Below are 16,461 nucleotides of genomic sequence, written 5' to 3'. Positions count from 1 at the left end.
GGCGGCCGCCGAGTCGACCGGCGAGCGGGCGGACCGGCTCCGGGAGACGACGCTGTCCAGCCTCGATACCGTCCTCTCGGAACTCCAGCGGGCCGCCTCGTCGGGGCAGTTGCCCGCCGACGACGAGGCCCGCGACCTCCTCGCGGAGGCGCGCGAACTCCGCGACGACGTCGACAGCCGACTTCGGGCGGCCGCGGAGGCGGACCCGGAGGCGGCCGATCGGGACCGATCGGACGGTGCGGGCGGCGTCACGATCGATATCGAAGAGGGGCCGCTGGACGACGCTGGTCCGGACGGCACCGACGGCGAGCCGGACCCCGCCGTCGACGTCGACGCCGAACTCGAGACGCTGCGGGATCAGTACGGCGAGGACGACTCAAGCGACGGTGATGCGGATTCCGCGGACGAGAACGCCTCGAGGGGGGGCGAAAACGACGACGGGACGGCCGACGGCTCGAGCGACGAGAACTGAGGGCGGAATTTGCGGACGCGTTTTTCCACGGGACCGACCGCCATGAATGGGGAGAAGAAGTGTTCTGCTATCGTGGCAACGGGGAGTTGCCACACCCTCCCCAGCCGACTCGTTCGCTCATTTCAGTCGCTCACTCGTCCCTCGCACAGTGTCGTCGACTGCCCTCACCGTCGTTCGGTCAGTCGACAGCGCGCGCCACCGCACGCTGGATGATCGGGATGGCTCCGCGTTCGGAAAAACGAACCCGCGCTACTGGCGAATTAGACCGGTTCGAACCGGTAGCCGTCCCACGACTGGCTCTCGGGCTCTCTGATGCCCGCGCCGGGTTCGCGGAGTTCGTCGACGTGGACCGGCCGGACCTCGTCGCCGGTCTCGAGGTCGTCGGTCGTCGCCTGGCCGATCGCGCGGACCGTCTCGCCATCTACCTCGAACTCGACGATCGCGAGCGTGTTGGGTTCGCGGACGCCCGGCGGCGTCGCGGTACTGGTCGTCCAGGTCACGACCTCGGCGGTGTACTCGCTGAGGTCGATCGTTTCGACCGGCTCCGAGCCGCCCGGTCCGCGCGGGTGGCCGGGGTAGGTGATCGAGCCGTCGTCGTAGCGGGTCGCGTCCATCGTCATTGTGCTGCCTCCATGATCGTGGTGATGACGCAGTTGCCGAAGCCGCCGACGTTACAGCACAGCCCCACGTCCGCCTCGACCTGTCGAGGGCCGGCCTCGCCGACGACCTGTTCGTAGATTTCGACGCCCTGTGCTACGCCGCTGGCTCCGAGCGGATGGCCCTTCGATTTGAGCCCGCCGGAGGTGTTGATCGGGAGGTCACCGGTGTCGCGCTCGGTGTCCCCCGCTTCCACGCGTTTCCAGGCCTCGCCCTGCTCGGCGAAGCCCAGCCCCTCCATCTGGAGGAACTCGAGGATCGTGAACATGTCGTGGAGTTCGGCCACGTCGATGTCCTCTGGTCCGCGACCGCTCATCTCGTAGGCCCCGTTGCCGCTCTCAACGACCCCGCCCATGACGGTGGGGTCCTCGCGCTCGTGGACGACGTGGGTGTCCGTCGCGCCGTCGATTCCCGTGATGAGGGCGTAGTTGTCGGTGTACTCCTTGGCGACGGACTCGGGACAGAGCATCAGCGCCGCCGAGCCGTCCGTGATCGGACAGAAGTCGTACAGCCGCAGCGGGTCGGCGACGATCGGCGACTCGAGGGCCGTCTCCACGTCGATCTCCGTTTGAAACTGCGCGTTCGGGTTGTCGACGCCGTTTTTGTGGTTCTTGACCGCCACCTTCGCGAGGCTCTCGCGGGGCGCGTCGAACCGCTCTAAGTAGTGTCGCGCCGTCAGCCCCGCGAAGGATGGCAGCGTGACGCCGTGTTTGTACTCCGCGGGATGGGTCAGCGACGCGATGACGTCGGTGGCCTCCCCCGTGGTCTTGTGGGTCATCTTCTCGCCGCCGACGAGCAGAGTCATGTCGCTGGCCCCGCTGGCGACCGACTGCCAGGCCGCGTAGATCCCCGCACCGCCGCTCGAGCTGGTCTGATCCACTCGTTGCGTGTACGCCGGCATCGCGTCGAGGTCGTGGGCCAGGGCGTTTGGCACGCCGGTCTGGCCTTCGAACTCGCCGCTTGCCATGTTCGAGACGTACAGGTGTTCGACGTCGTCGGCGTCGACACCCGCGTCCTCGAGACACTCGATTCCGGCCTCCGCGAGGAGGTCCTGGATCCACTCCCCCTCGCGTTGCCCGAACTGGGTCATCGAGGCGCCGATGATTGCAACCGGTTCCATATCTTACTGGACTCGAGTGAGGGATTTATAAGGTGGGGTTCGTGTCAACGATTGGAAGTCGGGATGGTACCGGGAGTCGCGGGGGACTCGACCGGGTTACGCCTCGGCGACGGCAAGCATGTGGACGGAGAGATCCGTCACGACCGGATCGTCGCCGGTCCGCCCAACCGTCCGCTCGAGCGCCGCCAGTTCCGCGTCGGAGGCGTCCTCGAGGGCACTCCTGAGCCGGTCGTCGTGTAGCGGCGACGCGAGGCCTTCCAGCCCCGTCGTGGTGACGACGGAGAGCCCGTTCCGGGACAGGAGCGATTCCAGTTCCGCCCGCCGAAAGAAATGCGTCGCGGTGAACTCGTTCTCGTAGCTGTACGCGTCGACCAGCCGTGACGTGTAGTCGCCGTGTTCGAGGAGGTCGGGGAGTGCCTCGAGATTGTGACCGGTAACGAGATACAGTTGAACGGCGCCGAGCAGGCCCATGACGGACGCAAACACCGGGGCGTCGGGCCGAGTAACGCGCTGCAGTTCCCGGACGGCCCGCGCTCGCTCCGCCTCGTCGATGACGTGGGACAGCGGACCGCCGAGACAGCACGTGGCGTCGAACGCGTCCGCGGCAAGTCCGAGATCCGTGATCGACCCTTGAGCGAGTTCGATTCGGGATTCGACGCCGCGCTCGCGAATCCGGTCTCGAGCAACGGCCAGTTGTCCGGGGCTGAGATCGACCATCGTCACGTCGTATCCGTGTTCGGCCAGCCAGATGCTGTACCGTCCCGCGCCGCCGCCCGCGTCGAGTACGCGGCCCGACGGCGGGAGGTGTTCCTCGAGGGTTTCGATCGTCCGAGTGTACTCTAGCCGGCCGTCGAGTCGGCCCTCCAGACGGTCCCACTCACGGGTCCCATACTCGTCGTAGAAGGCCCGTGGATCGTCGCCTCGTGACGCATCGTCCGCCATTCGAGATCGACCGTGCGGTGGCACTCGAGCGACATAACGTTCCCCCTCTCCGATCGAATCGACGCCACCGCCGTGGCCCGCATGTCCGATGCTGTCGAACCCCGTCGGTCAGGCGGACTCGGCCGCGGCCGTCCGCAACTCGCTCGCACGCGAGCGCGCCTGCGAGATCACCGCAGGACGGGCTTCGAAGGAGACGACGACATCCTCGTCGCCGTAGGTGACGTCGTCGACGTGGGCGTTGTCGTGGAGCCACGAGACGACGCTCATCGTGTCGTCGGTCATCGGCAACAGCAATCGCTCGGCCTCCCAGTCGGGCAGTTCATGCTCGATGCGCTCGAGCAGGCCGTCGACGTTCAGCCCCTCCTTGGCGCTGACCGTGACCGGGTTCGGCGCGAGCGAGGACAGCGCCTCGCGCTTCTCGGCGAGTTCCGCGTCGTCGACCTGGTCGATCTTGTTCAGCACGGTCACGATCGGGGCCTCGTTGCGCTCGTAGAGGGTGTCGTGGGAGGTGACGAGCTTCTCGTGGATCTCGTCGATCGGTTCGCTGACATCGACGACGAGCAAGACGAGATCCGCCCGGTAGACCGAATCGAGCGTCGACTTGAACGACTCGACCAGCCAGTGGGGCAGGTCGCTGATGAACCCGACGGTGTCGGTCACCAGCACGTCGCGCCGGTCGATGTCGGCGCGTCGGGTGGTCGTTCCGAGCGTCGTGAACAGCTTGTCCTGTGACTCGGCGGTCGGATCCAGATCCCGGTGGAGGTCCTCGTTCTCCTCGACCTCGAGGTCGGTCGCGAGTTGCCGGAGCAGGGTCGACTTGCCGGCGTTGGTGTAGCCCGCGAGCGCGACCAGATCGAACCCCGAATCGCGCCGACGCTCCCGACGCTGCTGTTCGGTCTGTTCGATCCGCTCTAACTCGTCTTTGATACGGCTGATCTGGGCCTTGATGTCCTGCTCGCGGCTCTCGTCGTACTCGCCAAGCCCCATGAACCCGGGGTGTTCCTCGCGCTTGGCGAGGCTGGTCTTGGCTTCGGCCCGGGGGAGTTCGTACCGCAGTTCGGCCAGTTCGACCTGGAGTTGTGCTTTCCGAGTCTGGGCGCGTTGCCCGAATATCTCGAGGATCAGGGTAAAGCGGTCGATGACCTCGACCCCCTCCGGCAGGAGCTGCCCGAGGTTGTACGTCTGGTAGGGGCCCAGCCGGTTGTCGAAGATTACCGTCGCCGCGTCGGTCTCTTCGACCAGCGCCGCGAGTTCCTCGGCTTTCCCCTCGCCGATCTGGAGCGCCGGATCGGCCCGGCGAGACTGGGTGACCTCACCGACGACGGTATACCCCGCCGCGCGGGCCAGGTCTCGGATTTCGCTCGTATCGGGCGTTCCCGAGTCGACGCGTTTGGCGATGATCGTGTTCATGCGGGTAGCTGTGTGGTCCCCGGGCGCGGCCGTGATCGGTCGCGATCGCTCGAGCAGCGCGGCTCGTCGGCCCCGACGGTCGCCGTCGAGAAACGACTGACTCGAGGGCGGTGTGGACACCGCCGCGTGGTCCCGGCAACGCTAACGATGCCGGCCGAACACCTCCGTTGCGTGGCGCGGGCGGACGTGACACATACTCGCCCGTACGCGACCGATCGTCTTGAATCCCGTGCCCGGGGCCGTCCCGCGATCGCCCGCTCGGCGGACCTATTCCCGCTACGAACTGGCCTGTCCCGGCCCGAAAGCCGGTTCCGACGCCCTCGCTGATCGAAACAGTCATGCGAGCCGACTCGAATGGACGCCCACATGCTAGATCTCGATCCGACGACGCTGGGCCTCGAGTTCGGGGCCAGCGCGCTCGTCGGGGGCCTCATCGGCTACGCCGCCAAGAAGATCGCAAAGTTGCTCGCGATCATCGTCGGCGTCGAACTGATGGCCTTTCGCTTTCTCGAGTCCGAAGGGATCGTTACCGTCGACTACGAGCGCCTCACGGCCGGGTTGCTCTCGTCGAGCGACAGAACCGGCAGCTGGCTCGAGTCGGCCGTCTCGACGCTGTCGATCGGCGTCGGCTTCACCAGCGGCTTCCTGATCGGGTACAGGCGAGGGTAAGGGCACGAATCGGCCCCGAATCACTCCCTCAGCGGGTCTTCAGATCGCCCTTGTCCTTGACGATCTCCGTTTCGGCCTCGCCACTGGTGTGTTCGTTGACCAGGTCGTAGAACTCGTTTTGCATGCCGGCCGGGAACGTCAGGACCCCGATCCACGAGCCATCGGACTGCCACTCCTCGCGCTCCAAGTCGCCGAACTGACGGATCTTGGCCTGTGCGCTGCCGGCGTAGTCGGCCGGGACGTTGACGGCGACGGTGACCTCCTCGAACCGGATCGGGATCACCGGCCGCAAGGCGTCCAAGGCGTCGTCGACCTGTTGTTCGACCGGTTCCATCGGATCGACGGTGACGCCGGCCTCCTCCAGGGCGTTTTCGATCCGTTCGGGCGGATGGGGCGCGTTGTCCATCTGCGGGTTGACCGCGTTGCGCGTGATGGTATCGATCAACTGCCTGCGTTTCTGTTCTTGCATCTCGCGGCGCTGATCGGCCGTGATCTGGATCTCCCCTTCCTTGATGACCTCGGGGATGATCTCGAGGGGCTCCGTGGTGTCGAAGACTTTCTCGAGGTCGGCCTCCGCGGGTCGGTCACCGCGGGAGGCGTCCTCGAAGACGTCCTCGGCGGCGATTACGTCCTCCAACTCGCCGTCGAACTCGTCGCGTTTGATCTCCAGTGCCGCGTCCGGGTCGACTAACACTTCGAAGCGCGCCCCGTGGGACTCGAGTCGCGCCGTCACTGCCTCGTCGAGCGAAATCATATCACACGGTTCCGCCGCCAGTGAAAAGAGTGTTTCCCGATAGGCGCCCCGAATCCGGCCATGATTCGGCGCGGCTCCGATCCGTTCGGCAGTGTCCGCGCTCTGTCGCGTCGCTCGTGACGGGTCGATCGACACTGGAAAACGCATCGAAAACGGACCGCGGCGGGTCGGTTACTCGTCGTCCTCGGCCGGTTCGTCTTCGCCAGTATCGAGGAGGTCGTTCTCCTCGAGGTGGTCGGCGATCCGGTCCTGATCGAACTGCTCGAAGGTCTCGGTCTCGACGTCGACGGTCGCTAGCCCGACCTCGCTGGGCAGCAGGGAGCCGTCGTTGACCGACGCGAGCGCGTCCAGTGCGAGTTGGATACCGCCATCGAGATCGGCCTCCTCGTCGTAGTTCTCCTCGAGGTAGGACTGGAGGTCGCTCCGGTCGGCACCGACGGCCAGGGCCTTCCACTCGTAGGGGGTCCCCGAGGGGTCGGTCTCGAACAGGCGCGGCTCGCCGTTCTGGATGCCGCCGACGATCAGCGCGACGCCGAACGGGCGAGCGCCACCGACCTGCGTGTACTGCTGGATGTGATCGGTGACTTCCTTGGTCAGCGTCTCGACGCCGATCGGCTGGCCGTAGCGCAGTTGGTTGACCTGCGTCTGGCGGCGCGCGAAGTCGATCAGCTGGCGAGCGTCGGCGACGTGGCCCGCGCTGGCGATGCCGATGTGGTCGTCGGCCTTGTGGATCTTCTCGACGCTCGAGTCCTCGAGCAGCGGGGAGGGGACTCGTTTGTCGACCGCCAGGACGACGCCGTCCTGCGTTCGAACGCCGATGCTTGCCGTACCTCGCTTGACCGCCTCGCGAGCGTACTCGACCTGGTAGAGTCGGCCGTCGGGCGAGAAGATCGTGATGCCGCGGTCGTACGCCTGCTGTTGGGCTTGTCCCTGCATAGTATCACGCTAAATCGTAGTCGAGGTCTGTCGCGCCCACGAACGCCTCATCGAGTCGAACGTCCCCCACGCTGTCCCGGCGGACGGCGACTCGCTCTTCGTTCCCGAACACGACGTTTCTCTCCTCCGAATCTTGCCCGCGTCGCCGTAAATAGTTTTCTTCAGCGGCACGGATCGTGCCACTGATACCGCGGACGGCGACCCCGACGGGCGCGCCGTCTACCTCGTCGAGACAGGCCAGCGCCGCCCGAGCGGGGTCGGTCTCGCCCCGACGGACTTTGACGATCGCCTCCCCTCGTCCGTCGGCGAAGTCGTAGCGGACGACCGAGAGGTCGGCGTCGGCGCTGCCCGGATCGCCCAGCAGGTTCTGGCCCGCGTACCACAACTCGCGCTGGAACGACCGCCGGCCGATTCGCTCGTCGGGCCAGGTCTCGAGTTCGACCGCGAGGTACCGCCACCGCGGCCGGAGGTGTTTCGGCAGGTGCTTCATGACTCCTCGGTCGCCGCGTCGACGGCCCCCGCCGTCGGGCTCCGCTCGGCGACCAGCACGCCGACCTGGTCGTGGACGCGCTCGACCGCGGTCAGCGAGAAGCCGGCGTCGGTGAAGGCATCGGCGAGGACGCCGACCGTCGCGGGGTCGTCCACTTCGGGCGAGTAGAAGGGCTCGTCGGGGTCGGGCTCGCCGAAGAACATCACATCCCCGAGGACGAACCGCCGGGGCTCTAAGTCGGCGATGACCGCGATCGCCTCCCGTTTCTCCTCGTCGGAGAGGTGATGCAGGGCGAAGTTCGAGGTCACGACGTCGACGGGGCCGTCGTAGTCGGGCTCCCGAAAGGTGCCGTGGCCGAATTCGACGTTCTCGAGTCCGGCGTCGGCGGCCTTCTCGCGGGCTTGCTCGAGCATCCCGTCGCTGATGTCGCGGCCGACCACGCGATCGGCGTCGGGGGCGATGGCGAGCGCGATCGCACCGGTCCCGGTCGCGAGATCGAGGACGACCTCGTCGGCCGCGGGCGCGGCATGTTCGACGACGAGGTTCGCACAGGCGTGGTACTCCTCCGATTTCGAGTCGTCGTACTCGCCGGCCTTCTCGTCGAACCGGGCGGCGTGTTCCTCAAGCGTCCTCTTCATACCTGCCCCGTTCGACCCCCGGCTCAATGAACGACTCGGAGTGGACGTGCCGATTGCGCTCGGCCAGTCGGCCCCACTCCGCGAGGCCGTCTTCGACGAACGCGCTCGAGAAGCCGAGTTGCTCGCCCAGGGCTTGCAGTTCGCGAGGCGCTCGTAACTCGAGATGCGAGGTCGGCTCGGCGCTGACGACGTAGGGCGCGTCGTAGTGGGCGACGATCTCCCGGAGTTTTCGCAGCGACTGGAGGATTCGAACGCGGTGGCCGCCGCTCTCTCTGAGAGCCCCCGAGAGGTCGAACTCGAGGCGGACGCCGTTCTCGACGGCGGCTTTGACCAGCACGTGGTTGATATCGCCGTCGCCGCGCATCGGATGCGAGAGGACGTCGACTTTCGGCTGTTCGACAGCGAAGCGGTTCAGTCGGTTCGTCCCGCCGTGAACGGCGACGATGGTGTCCGACGAGCGGTGGTTCCCGACCGCGCCGCTTGCGCCCTGCGGGTCGTCGGCCCGGATCTCGACGCCCGCGACGACGTCGATCCCGTACTCCGACTCGATCCGTTCGGGGTCATACTCCGCACGCGACCCGTCGTGATTGCGTACGACCACGCCCTCGTAGCCGTAGTCGGCCGCCCGTTTGGCGACCCGGGCAACCGTACTCTTCCCGTCGGGATGGGCGCGGACGGCCTCGTACATATTTGAACCGTCTCACGGCGTCGACTTGGGGTTTGCGCCATGCGACGACCGACCGATCGAATACGGAATTCGATCTTAGAGAGATTGTTCGGTAATCCCAAGCCGTAGCTGAAAGTCCCAGCAGACGAGAGTGACAATCAGCCGATGACGGAATACCCGTCACACGAACGTCCTGAAAGAGACGAGCCCCACTGTGAGCATCAGGAGACCGAGAGCGACCACGATGACGGCACCGCCCCAGTTGACAATGCGGTAACTCAACGAATGCTCCCGATCGAAATCCGTCCTCGAGAAGATGTTTTCAAGACTGACCGCGAAGGCGAACGTCGCTCCGATCCCGATAACCGCGGTAGTCACGAACCCAGCGAGTACAAGGCTGACGACAGTCACGAGACTTCCGATCAGTCCCAGTACGAGACCGACGACATAGAGCTGCTGGGTGTCCATCGTCACACTGGGCCGACACTACAATCACGGCGGATATGTATCTGCCGACCGTGCGCCCGCCGGAACTGACTCCAAATCCGCTATTGAAGCGAGTAAAGAATCACATGGCCGGGAGCGCGTCCGAACGAATGTGAGGGCGCGGGACCCGGGGGAAGGCAGGCTGTTACCCGATACTGACCGCGAGCGAGGCCGAAGGTCGAGCGAGCGGGCCGACGACTGATGTGGAGTGCGCGGCGCGTAGCGCCGCGAATAGGCGAACGGCGAAGCCGTGAGCCGAGTGACGCGACGCGTCACAGAACGGAAGGAGGAGTGCTTTTAATCGAATTTTTGCCGAGGGCGCGGCTCTGCCGCGCCCGCAGCGCAAAACTTCGTTAGTTGAGAATGCTCTGTGCGACCGTCGCGAGCTGGCCGTTGTCGGCCTCGCTGAGGCGCTCATCGCCGATCTTCAGTCGGAGGCGCGGCCGGCCGACGTCGATCGGGACCTTCTCGGTGTCGATCAGGCCCATGTCCTCGAGCTTGGTCTTCGTCCGGGAGAACGTCGCCTTGGAGGCGATCCCGACGTCCTCGCCCCACTTGCTGATGTCGTACAGCAGCGCTTCGTTCTTGGCCGCCACGAGCAGGGAGATGGTGACCTCGTCGAGGCCATCACCGTCGCCGCGGGCGGTCTCGAGCGAGTCCAAGATTGCAGTGAAGTCTTCTTCGGCCTCGGGACTGATCTCGTCGGCCAGCGTCTCGCGGACGTCCGTAATCGGGGGCGTCCGGAGGTTGAAGTCGCTGGCGTCGGCCCAACGGTCGGCGTAGGTGTCGTAGGTATCGGCGACGAAGCTCTCGTCGTCGGTAACGAGCCCGCCGACGCGGTCGCCGGCGTGGACGATGGCGACGACCCGGTCCTCGCTGACGAGCAGGGAGTTCTCGGGCGTCTCCTCGAGCGTCCGCAGGACGAGTGCCCCCTCGCTGATGAGGTCCGCGGCGTTCGAGGCGACGATGAAGTCGTCCATGACGTCTTTCAGGGTACGTTCGTCGGCCAGCATGTGTACCGACGGCAGGTCGTCGTCGAAAGCGGTCGCGACGGAGACGAACTCCTCGATGGCGTCCCGCGAGGGGTTGACCATGTAGACGTCCCCGGTCACATCCCCGAGGACGGATTCGAGGATATCGTCAATCTGGTGGTTAAGTAAATTCGAGGTCATGCCTATACAGAAGTAATCGATAGCTCGGTACTTAATTTTGGTGGCCGTTTGCACAGCAGAACAGTTGGCTGCGCGCCTGAACCGGTAATTTTTGTCCCATATCCCGTTAGTTCGCCGACGAAATACGGATGGTCGTTGTCGACTTCCGGGTGGAACTGGGGGCAGGGGCAGCGGTGGTCGCGATGCCGGCCCGATCGGTACCGCGTCTTATTATGGGGTTGAATACTGTCGGCAATAATTATATACACGCATCGATGTATTACAGTATCGTATGGCAGTTACACGCAATCGGCTGTGGCGGGTCGTTCACGAGCTGGCCGAACGGGTTCGAACCACGGCGGGAACCGTTCGTGGCCGATCGCCGCCGGCGATGGCCCTCGAAGCAAAGCGCGTGAGTACGTACGGCGGACCCTGATACGGTTTGCTGTCCCGGTGGGACCGCAGGGCGGGTCGCGGTCCCACCGGCAGTGACGGACAGGAGACCGTATGAGTCAGCGATCGAAGCGGGGCCACAGTTCCGTCGACCAGTAGATGTCCCCGTCGTAGATCACCGACGCCTCCGTTTCTTTGAGCATCGTCACCAGTTCCGACGCCGTGAGCGTGAAACTCGACTCGTTCCCACAGAGGTAGGCGTAGTCGTTGGTTTCGGTGTGGGGGAAGTAGTAGGAGCCGGTCGCCCGGGTCGAGTAACAGTCGACGGTCAGCAGGTACTCCTTCTCGCTTGCGTCCTCGAGTTCCTCGAGGGTCGCGGTCGTCGGGAGCCGCTGTTCGCCCTGGACCAGCGAGTGGGTGCCGTCGCCGACGACGGCGTAGTCCTTGCCCATCATGATGCGTCGTCGAGCCAGCCCCATCGCGCGCTCGATGCTGAACCCGTGGACGAGGAGTTTGGCGAACGTCGAGCCGACCTTGACGGCGTGATCGTTGAGGACCTTGGTGAACGTAACCGCGCCGGCGACGCTGCCTTTCTCGATCAGCGACCGCCCCTCGTAGTAGGAGCCACAGGCGTTGAGAAAGAACGTCTGGGCGTTACAGCGATCGAGGCTCGAGGCCGAAAGCGTCCCGTCGGGACAGCACAGGCCGCCGGTCTCGCAGTGACCGATGTAGTGGACGAAGTCGTGGTCGTCCTCGAAGACACGGGCGAGTTCGGCCGTCCCGAGCGACTCCGCGACGGTGACGTCCATCGACAACTCCTCGGAGCGCCGGCGGTAGATCGCCGCGACGTCGTCGTGTTCGCCGGCCATCTCCGGGTCGTTGAGGACGACACAGATCGAGGTTGCGTCGCTGGCCCGCTCGAGGAACTCGAGGCGGTTGTGGTAGGCCTCGGGAGCGGATTTGAAGACGTCGATCGGGACGCCGTCGGCGAGCCAGCCGTGCGTGCGACCGCTACGGAGGTCGGGTTTGACGATGTCGACCGATGCCACTTGTCCGCCGCTGGCCCTGGGCCCGGCCGGCGGCAGCTGCTGGCCCGAACCGCGATCGCTGCCCCGATAGAAGTCCTCGAGCGAGCGCTCGACGAGTTCCTGGCCCTCGAGTTCGGAGGTTCGTGGCGTATAGACCATGCTCAGCCGGTCGAGCAAGAACGGCAGGGTCTCGACGCTATCGTACTCGGGTGCGACGTACGTCGAGAGATGCCAGTCGGGGAGGCGATGCTTGATCGCCGCGTAGGGTACGTCGAGATACGCGGCGAGACGCTCCCGCGGATCGGCGTCGTACAGGCGCTCGGCGTCGAGTTCGAGGGCCTCGAGCAGGCTACGTTCCGCGAGGGCCGTCCCGTAGGGACCGACGTTGCGAACGAGGCAATCGAGGAAGAAGGTCTTTCGGAGCAGCCGCTCGACGTCGCCCTCGAGGTCGGGCATCGTGGCGAGTTCGACGTCGATCCCCCGGTCGGGAATGCGGAGCCGCGGTCGGTTGGGGGCTGCGCCGGTGTGGGTTCCGAGGACTTCGTCGGTCGTCCGAACGGTCGCCTGCAAGTAGTACGCCAGCGGTGCCGTGACGAACAGCGACTCGTAGTCGGGCGGGACGACGAGTTCGATCCCGTGATCAGGGGTTGCGACCCGGAGACAGTCGGGAATCTTGAGTTCGGTCCCGCGTTCGATCAACGAGGGGTGACCGCGGAGCGTCGGATAGCTCCGATCCGGGCCGTCGGTTTTGTGCGAGCCGGCCATGTGGGTGATGGCCTCCGCGATCGCCGGCGGGGAGTCGGGGACGGTGATCGTTCCGGCGGGGAACTCGTGTCGGCACCGGACTCCGAGGATGACCCGAGTTCGCTCGGGGAAGGAGACGACGATCTCCTCGTAATCGTCGGTCTTCGCGATCGTCGCGGCCCCCGAGAACCGCAGATAGGACTTGATCTCCGTATCGATATCGACGACGTACTCGTCGGGGGACAACGGGAGGGGCTCGCCGCTGGGGTCGAGTTCGTGACCGTCCTCGACGCCAACCGAGAACGCGTAGACGACCGCGTGCGGGAACCGGAGTTCGTCAGTCGTCACGACGATGGTGTCGTCGACCGGGCGCGGGATGTCTTCCCCGGAGCCGTCGACGACGAGTTCGTCACCGGTGACCGTCAGCTCGGCGTTGTCCGCGTCGGTGACGTGGAGGGTGTCGCCGTCTACCGCCCACTCTATCATTCAGTTGGCTGAATGTCACTCCGACAAGTTAGTTGTATCGGGGCGTGATATCGTCACAAACCCGGCCGGTCGAAGGGCAGGGGCCGGTCGCCGGCAGCCGGTATTGCGGCGCGTATTACCGAGGAAAGGTACACTTATGCGGCCGCCAGTCCCCACTTCGAACATGGACCACGACAAGGTACGGGACGTCGATCCCGCCGTCGCCGACGCACTCGAGGGCGAGGTCGATCGCCAGCGCGAGACGCTCCAGATGATCGCCAGCGAGAACCATGCCAGTGAGGCCGTCATCGACGCGCAGGGCAGCGCCCTGACCAACAAGTACGCCGAGGGCTACCCCGGCGAGCGCTACTACGGCGGCTGTGAGTACGCCGACGAAGTCGAGGAACTCGCAATCGAACGCGCGACGGAGCTGTTCGGTGCCGACCACGTCAACGTACAGCCCCACGCGGGCACGCAGGCAAACCAGGCGGTTTACTTCGCGATGCTCGAGCCCGGCGACAAGATCCTGTCGCTGGATCTCAACCACGGCGGCCACCTCAGTCACGGTCACCCGGCGAATTTCACGGGGCAGCTCTACGAGGTCGAACAGTACGAAGTCGACCCGGAGACGGGCTACATCGACTACGACGACCTCGCGGACCACGCCGCCGAGTTCGACCCCGACATCATCGTCTCGGGCTACTCCGCCTACCCGCGCGAGATCGACTTCGAACGCATCCAGGCGGCCGCCGACGACGTCGGCGCCTACCACCTCGCGGACATCGCCCACATCACCGGACTCGTCGCCGCGGGCGTCCACCCCTCGCCGGTCGGCATCGCCGACTTCGTCACCGGGTCGACCCACAAGACGATCCGCGCCGGTCGCGGCGGGATCGTCATGTGCGACGAGGAGTACGCCGACGACATCGACGCGGCCGTCTTCCCCGGCGGACAGGGCGGCCCGCTGATGCACAACGTCGCCGGCAAGGCCGTCGGCTTCAAGGAGGCGCTCCAGCCCGCATTCACCGAGTACGCCGAGCAGACGGTCGCGAACGCGAAGGCGCTCGGTGAGAGCCTCTCCGAGAACGGCTTCTCGCTGGTCTCGGAGGGAACCGACAATCACCTCGTCCTCGTCGACCTGCGCGAGAGCCATCCCGACACGTCCGGCGGCGACGCCGAGGAGGCCCTGGAGGAGGCCGGCATCGTCCTCAACGGGAACACCGTCCCCGGCGAGACGCGCTCGCCGTTTAACCCCAGTGGGATCCGCGCCGGCACGCCGGCGCTGACGACCCGTGGCTTCGACGAGGACGACTGCCGGAAAGTCGGTGATCTGATCGCCCGTGTCATCGACGCTCCCGAAGACGAAGCCGTCATCGAGGACGTCCGCGCCGAGGTCGCCGACCTCTGCGACGCCAACCCGCTCTACGAGTAGTCGACGACCGCGTCGACTCGGTCGATCCGGACTCGACCACCGTTCTCCCGTTTTTCGGCGCGTTCTTCCTGCAGGCTCGAGGCTGTCGAGATCCGCGACCGCGTTGTACTCGCCCTCGCGTCGCCGGCCGCCGTCCGTTTCGAGCGGGATCGCGTCGGACCGAATACCTTTTGTCACTTACTAATGTGGGTTGGTAGCATGAGTGATGAAACGGCGACGGCGATGTACCGCGCCAGAACCGACGCGCTAACGACCGACGTCGGAGAGGGCCGGCCGGTCGTCTTCGCCCACGGCACGTTGATGGACCGGACGATGTTCGCGCCCCAGCTCGAGGCGCTGCGAGACGAGTACCGGGCGGTCGCCTACGACCTGCGGGCGCGGACGGACCGGTACGCGCCGGGCTACGACCTGTGGGATCTCGCGGACGACTGCGACGCACTGCTCGACGGGATCGGCGAGGACAGCGCCGTCATCGCCGGCATGTCGATGGGCGGGTTCATGGGACTGCGCTTTGCCCTCGAGTATCCCGAGCGGGTCGACGGACTGATCCTGATCGATTCGATGGCGACGCCCCATCCCGAGGACGAGCGGGCGGAGTACGAGGCTCTCGTCGAACCCTATGAGGACACCCTCGAGCCGATGCCCCGCGAGATCGCGGAGGGCTCGACTGCCGAACTGTTCGGCGAGACGACCCACGAGGAAACCCCCGAACTCGTCGAGGCGTGGGTGGATCGCTGGGCCACCTATCCCGGCCGAGCGGTCCACTACGAACTCAACTCGTGGCTCGGCCGCGAGGACGTGACCGACCGGCTCTCGGCGATCGACGTGCCGGTCCTGATCGTCCACGGCGAGGAAGATCCCTCGATCGCACCCGCACAGGCCGAGCCGATGCTCGAGGAACTGCCCGACGCCGAGATGGAACTGATCCCGGAGGCTGGCCACACCTCGAACCTCGAGGGACCCGACGAGACGAACGAGGCGATCCGGTCGTTCCTCGACGAGCGGTTCTGAGGTATATCCATGGACGTGTATATTCCGGTCTGCTCTGTGCCGGTTCTAGGCACGAATCCGGGGATTAATGAGCCTCGCGGCCGCCCACTCGAGTAATGACCGAGATCATCGACGGCAACGCCGTCGCGAGCGAGATCCGAGACGAGCTGACCGAGTCGATCGAGCGGCTCGCCGACGCGGGCGCGCGGCCGGGGCTGGCGACCGTCCTCATGGGCGACGACCCCGCGAGCCAGACCTACGTGAACATGAAACAGCGCGACTGCGAGGAGGTCGGCATCGAGAGCCACCACGTCGACGTCGACGGCGACGCCCCGCCCGAGGAACTGTTCGACACCATCGCCGACCTCAACGGGAACGACGACGTCCACGGCTACATCGTCCAGGCCCCCGTGCCGGACCACGTCGACTACCGCAACGTGATCCGCCGGGTCGACCCCGCGAAGGACGTCGACGGCTTCCACCCCGAGAACGTCGGTCGACTCGTCGCCGGCGACGCCCGGTTCCGTCCCTGCACGCCCCACGGGGTACAGAAACTGCTCGAGTCGGCCGGCGTCGACACCGAGGGCACGGACGTGACGATCGTCGGCCGCTCGGACATCGTCGGGAAGCCGCTGGCGAACCTGCTGATCCAGAAGGCCGAGGACGGCAACGCGACGGTGACGGTCTGTCACTCCCGCACGGACGACCTCGCCGAAAAGACCCGCAGCGCCGATATCGTCGTCGCGGCCGCCGGCGTCCCCGAACTCGTCGACGGGTCGATGCTCTCCGAGGACACGGTCGTCATCGATGTCGGCGTCAACCGGGTCGACGCTGACAACGACAAGGGATACGAACTCGTCGGCGACGTCGAGTTCGAGAGCGCCAAGGCAAAAGCCAGCGCGATTACCCCTGTCCCCGGCGGCGTCGGGCCGATGACCCGCGCCATGCTGCTGTACAACACTGTCAAAGCCGCCGGCCTGCAGGAAGACGTCGACGTCGACCTTCCCTGAACGGGTC

18 protein-coding genes are annotated in these 16,461 nt (G+C 65.9%); 6 read left to right on the top strand and 12 right to left on the bottom strand.

All coding sequences use genetic code 11. The features are described 5' to 3' along the window. Positions 1-472 (top strand): DUF7547 family protein (locus tag ACSBP4_RS14115; RefSeq protein WP_435552572.1); only part of this gene is annotated, 472 nt, incomplete at its 5' end. A gap of 260 nt (positions 473-732) precedes the next feature. On the opposite strand, the gene ACSBP4_RS14110 is transcribed toward ACSBP4_RS14115, so the two are convergent. From ACSBP4_RS14110 to hflX, 4 genes are all read right to left on the bottom strand, one after another. Next, a complete protein-coding gene (locus ACSBP4_RS14110; protein WP_006648890.1) occupies positions 733-1,092 on the bottom strand; it encodes a hypothetical protein in 360 nt (119 codons plus the stop codon). Beyond that, the gene (locus ACSBP4_RS14105; RefSeq protein ID WP_435552571.1) at positions 1,089-2,249 is read right to left on the bottom strand and encodes a thiolase C-terminal domain-containing protein; all 1,161 of its coding nucleotides are present in this window, start codon (positions 2,247-2,249) and stop codon (positions 1,089-1,091) included. The genes ACSBP4_RS14110 and ACSBP4_RS14105 overlap by 4 nt, the downstream gene beginning before the upstream one ends. Before the next feature lie 96 nt (positions 2,250-2,345). Then, complete coding sequence (locus ACSBP4_RS14100) at positions 2,346-3,191, bottom strand: class I SAM-dependent methyltransferase (RefSeq protein ID WP_049964386.1); 846 nt, start codon at positions 3,189-3,191, stop codon at positions 2,346-2,348. A 108-nt stretch (positions 3,192-3,299) separates the two neighbouring features. Further along, complete coding sequence (gene hflX / locus ACSBP4_RS14095; RefSeq protein ID WP_049964385.1) at positions 3,300-4,601, bottom strand: GTPase HflX; 1,302 nt, start codon at positions 4,599-4,601, stop codon at positions 3,300-3,302. Positions 4,602-4,967: 366 nt separating this feature from the next. Here hflX and ACSBP4_RS14090 point away from each other — a divergent pair, with 366 nt between their 5' ends. Then, entirely contained in the window at positions 4,968-5,270 is a 303-nt protein-coding gene (locus tag ACSBP4_RS14090; protein ID WP_049905571.1) for an FUN14 domain-containing protein, read from the top strand. Positions 5,271-5,298: 28 nt separating this feature from the next. Here ACSBP4_RS14090 and ACSBP4_RS14085 read toward each other — a convergent pair whose 3' ends face one another. The 7 genes from ACSBP4_RS14085 to tbsP form a co-directional block, all read right to left on the bottom strand. After that, entirely contained in the window at positions 5,299-6,024 is a 726-nt protein-coding gene (locus ACSBP4_RS14085; RefSeq protein ID WP_006181709.1) for a ribosome assembly factor SBDS, read from the bottom strand. 171 nt (positions 6,025-6,195) lie between these two features. Next, positions 6,196-6,960 (bottom strand): archaeal proteasome endopeptidase complex subunit alpha, encoded by a 765-nt coding sequence (gene psmA / locus ACSBP4_RS14080; protein WP_435552570.1) that lies wholly within the window; start codon positions 6,958-6,960, stop codon positions 6,196-6,198. A gap of 4 nt (positions 6,961-6,964) precedes the next feature. Further along, positions 6,965-7,450, bottom strand: coding sequence for an Rpp14/Pop5 family protein (locus ACSBP4_RS14075; RefSeq protein WP_006648885.1), 486 nt, complete (start codon positions 7,448-7,450; stop codon positions 6,965-6,967). After that, entirely contained in the window at positions 7,447-8,088 is a 642-nt protein-coding gene (locus ACSBP4_RS14070; protein ID WP_435552569.1) for a class I SAM-dependent methyltransferase, read from the bottom strand. The genes ACSBP4_RS14075 and ACSBP4_RS14070 overlap by 4 nt, the downstream gene beginning before the upstream one ends. Next, complete coding sequence (locus ACSBP4_RS14065) at positions 8,072-8,776, bottom strand: RNase P subunit p30 family protein (RefSeq protein WP_049964382.1); 705 nt, start codon at positions 8,774-8,776, stop codon at positions 8,072-8,074. The genes ACSBP4_RS14070 and ACSBP4_RS14065 overlap by 17 nt, the downstream gene beginning before the upstream one ends. 159 nt (positions 8,777-8,935) lie before the next feature. After that, positions 8,936-9,223 carry a hypothetical protein gene (locus ACSBP4_RS14060; protein WP_049964381.1) on the bottom strand — a complete coding sequence of 96 codons (288 nt, stop codon included), beginning with the start codon at positions 9,221-9,223 and terminating at the stop codon, positions 8,936-8,938. A 371-nt stretch (positions 9,224-9,594) separates the two neighbouring features. Beyond that, complete coding sequence (tbsP, locus tag ACSBP4_RS14055) at positions 9,595-10,413, bottom strand: transcriptional regulator TbsP (protein WP_049964380.1); 819 nt, start codon at positions 10,411-10,413, stop codon at positions 9,595-9,597. Between the two features lie 271 nt (positions 10,414-10,684). Between tbsP and ACSBP4_RS14050 the strand changes: the two genes are divergently transcribed. Beyond that, complete coding sequence (locus ACSBP4_RS14050; protein ID WP_211249079.1) at positions 10,685-10,828, top strand: hypothetical protein; 144 nt, start codon at positions 10,685-10,687, stop codon at positions 10,826-10,828. Between the two features lie 76 nt (positions 10,829-10,904). On the opposite strand, the gene ACSBP4_RS14045 is transcribed toward ACSBP4_RS14050, so the two are convergent. Then, positions 10,905-13,043 carry a hypothetical protein gene (locus ACSBP4_RS14045; RefSeq protein ID WP_435552568.1) on the bottom strand — a complete coding sequence of 713 codons (2,139 nt, stop codon included), beginning with the start codon at positions 13,041-13,043 and terminating at the stop codon, positions 10,905-10,907. A 163-nt stretch (positions 13,044-13,206) separates the two neighbouring features. Between ACSBP4_RS14045 and glyA the strand changes: the two genes are divergently transcribed. The 3 genes from glyA (at position 13,207) to ACSBP4_RS14030 (ending at position 16,454) form a co-directional block, all read left to right on the top strand. Further along, the gene (glyA, locus tag ACSBP4_RS14040) at positions 13,207-14,454 is read left to right on the top strand and encodes a serine hydroxymethyltransferase (RefSeq protein ID WP_435552567.1); all 1,248 of its coding nucleotides are present in this window, start codon (positions 13,207-13,209) and stop codon (positions 14,452-14,454) included. Positions 14,455-14,652: 198 nt separating this feature from the next. Continuing rightward, positions 14,653-15,465, top strand: coding sequence for an alpha/beta fold hydrolase (locus tag ACSBP4_RS14035; protein WP_435552566.1), 813 nt, complete (start codon positions 14,653-14,655; stop codon positions 15,463-15,465). A gap of 95 nt (positions 15,466-15,560) precedes the next feature. Beyond that, positions 15,561-16,454, top strand: a complete 894-nt coding sequence (locus ACSBP4_RS14030; RefSeq protein WP_435552565.1) for a bifunctional methylenetetrahydrofolate dehydrogenase/methenyltetrahydrofolate cyclohydrolase — start codon at positions 15,561-15,563, stop codon at positions 16,452-16,454. The last annotated feature ends 7 nt before the right edge of the window (positions 16,455-16,461 follow it).

The sequence above is a fragment of the Natrinema sp. CGMCC1.2065 genome (assembly GCF_051225675.1).
Lineage (GTDB): Archaea > Halobacteriota > Halobacteria > Halobacteriales > Natrialbaceae > Natrinema > Natrinema thermotolerans.
Note: the sequence above shows the minus strand (reverse complement) of the source record. Positions and strands in the feature narration are given on the sequence as shown.

What these genes read in the sequence shown, in the direction of transcription:
- tbsP (WP_049964380.1), bottom strand. Translation starts at nt 10,413, where the DNA reads ATGACCTCGAATTTACTTAACCACCAGATTGACGATATCCTCGAATCC.
- ACSBP4_RS14065 (WP_049964382.1), bottom strand. Translation starts at nt 8,776, where the DNA reads ATGTACGAGGCCGTCCGCGCCCATCCCGACGGGAAGAGTACGGTTGCC.
- glyA (WP_435552567.1), top strand. Translation starts at nt 13,207, where the DNA reads ATGGACCACGACAAGGTACGGGACGTCGATCCCGCCGTCGCCGACGCA.
- ACSBP4_RS14085 (WP_006181709.1), bottom strand. Translation starts at nt 6,024, where the DNA reads ATGATTTCGCTCGACGAGGCAGTGACGGCGCGACTCGAGTCCCACGGG.
- ACSBP4_RS14090 (WP_049905571.1), top strand. Translation starts at nt 4,968, where the DNA reads ATGCTAGATCTCGATCCGACGACGCTGGGCCTCGAGTTCGGGGCCAGC.
- ACSBP4_RS14100 (WP_049964386.1), bottom strand. Translation starts at nt 3,191, where the DNA reads ATGGCGGACGATGCGTCACGAGGCGACGATCCACGGGCCTTCTACGAC.
- ACSBP4_RS14045 (WP_435552568.1), bottom strand. Translation starts at nt 13,043, where the DNA reads ATGATAGAGTGGGCGGTAGACGGCGACACCCTCCACGTCACCGACGCG.
- ACSBP4_RS14060 (WP_049964381.1), bottom strand. Translation starts at nt 9,223, where the DNA reads ATGGACACCCAGCAGCTCTATGTCGTCGGTCTCGTACTGGGACTGATC.
- ACSBP4_RS14070 (WP_435552569.1), bottom strand. Translation starts at nt 8,088, where the DNA reads ATGAAGAGGACGCTTGAGGAACACGCCGCCCGGTTCGACGAGAAGGCC.
- ACSBP4_RS14075 (WP_006648885.1), bottom strand. Translation starts at nt 7,450, where the DNA reads ATGAAGCACCTGCCGAAACACCTCCGGCCGCGGTGGCGGTACCTCGCG.
- ACSBP4_RS14050 (WP_211249079.1), top strand. Translation starts at nt 10,685, where the DNA reads ATGGCAGTTACACGCAATCGGCTGTGGCGGGTCGTTCACGAGCTGGCC.
- ACSBP4_RS14105 (WP_435552571.1), bottom strand. Translation starts at nt 2,249, where the DNA reads ATGGAACCGGTTGCAATCATCGGCGCCTCGATGACCCAGTTCGGGCAA.
- psmA (WP_435552570.1), bottom strand. Translation starts at nt 6,960, where the DNA reads ATGCAGGGACAAGCCCAACAGCAGGCGTACGACCGCGGCATCACGATC.
- ACSBP4_RS14035 (WP_435552566.1), top strand. Translation starts at nt 14,653, where the DNA reads ATGAGTGATGAAACGGCGACGGCGATGTACCGCGCCAGAACCGACGCG.
- hflX (WP_049964385.1), bottom strand. Translation starts at nt 4,601, where the DNA reads ATGAACACGATCATCGCCAAACGCGTCGACTCGGGAACGCCCGATACG.
- ACSBP4_RS14110 (WP_006648890.1), bottom strand. Translation starts at nt 1,092, where the DNA reads ATGACGATGGACGCGACCCGCTACGACGACGGCTCGATCACCTACCCC.
- ACSBP4_RS14030 (WP_435552565.1), top strand. Translation starts at nt 15,561, where the DNA reads ATGACCGAGATCATCGACGGCAACGCCGTCGCGAGCGAGATCCGAGAC.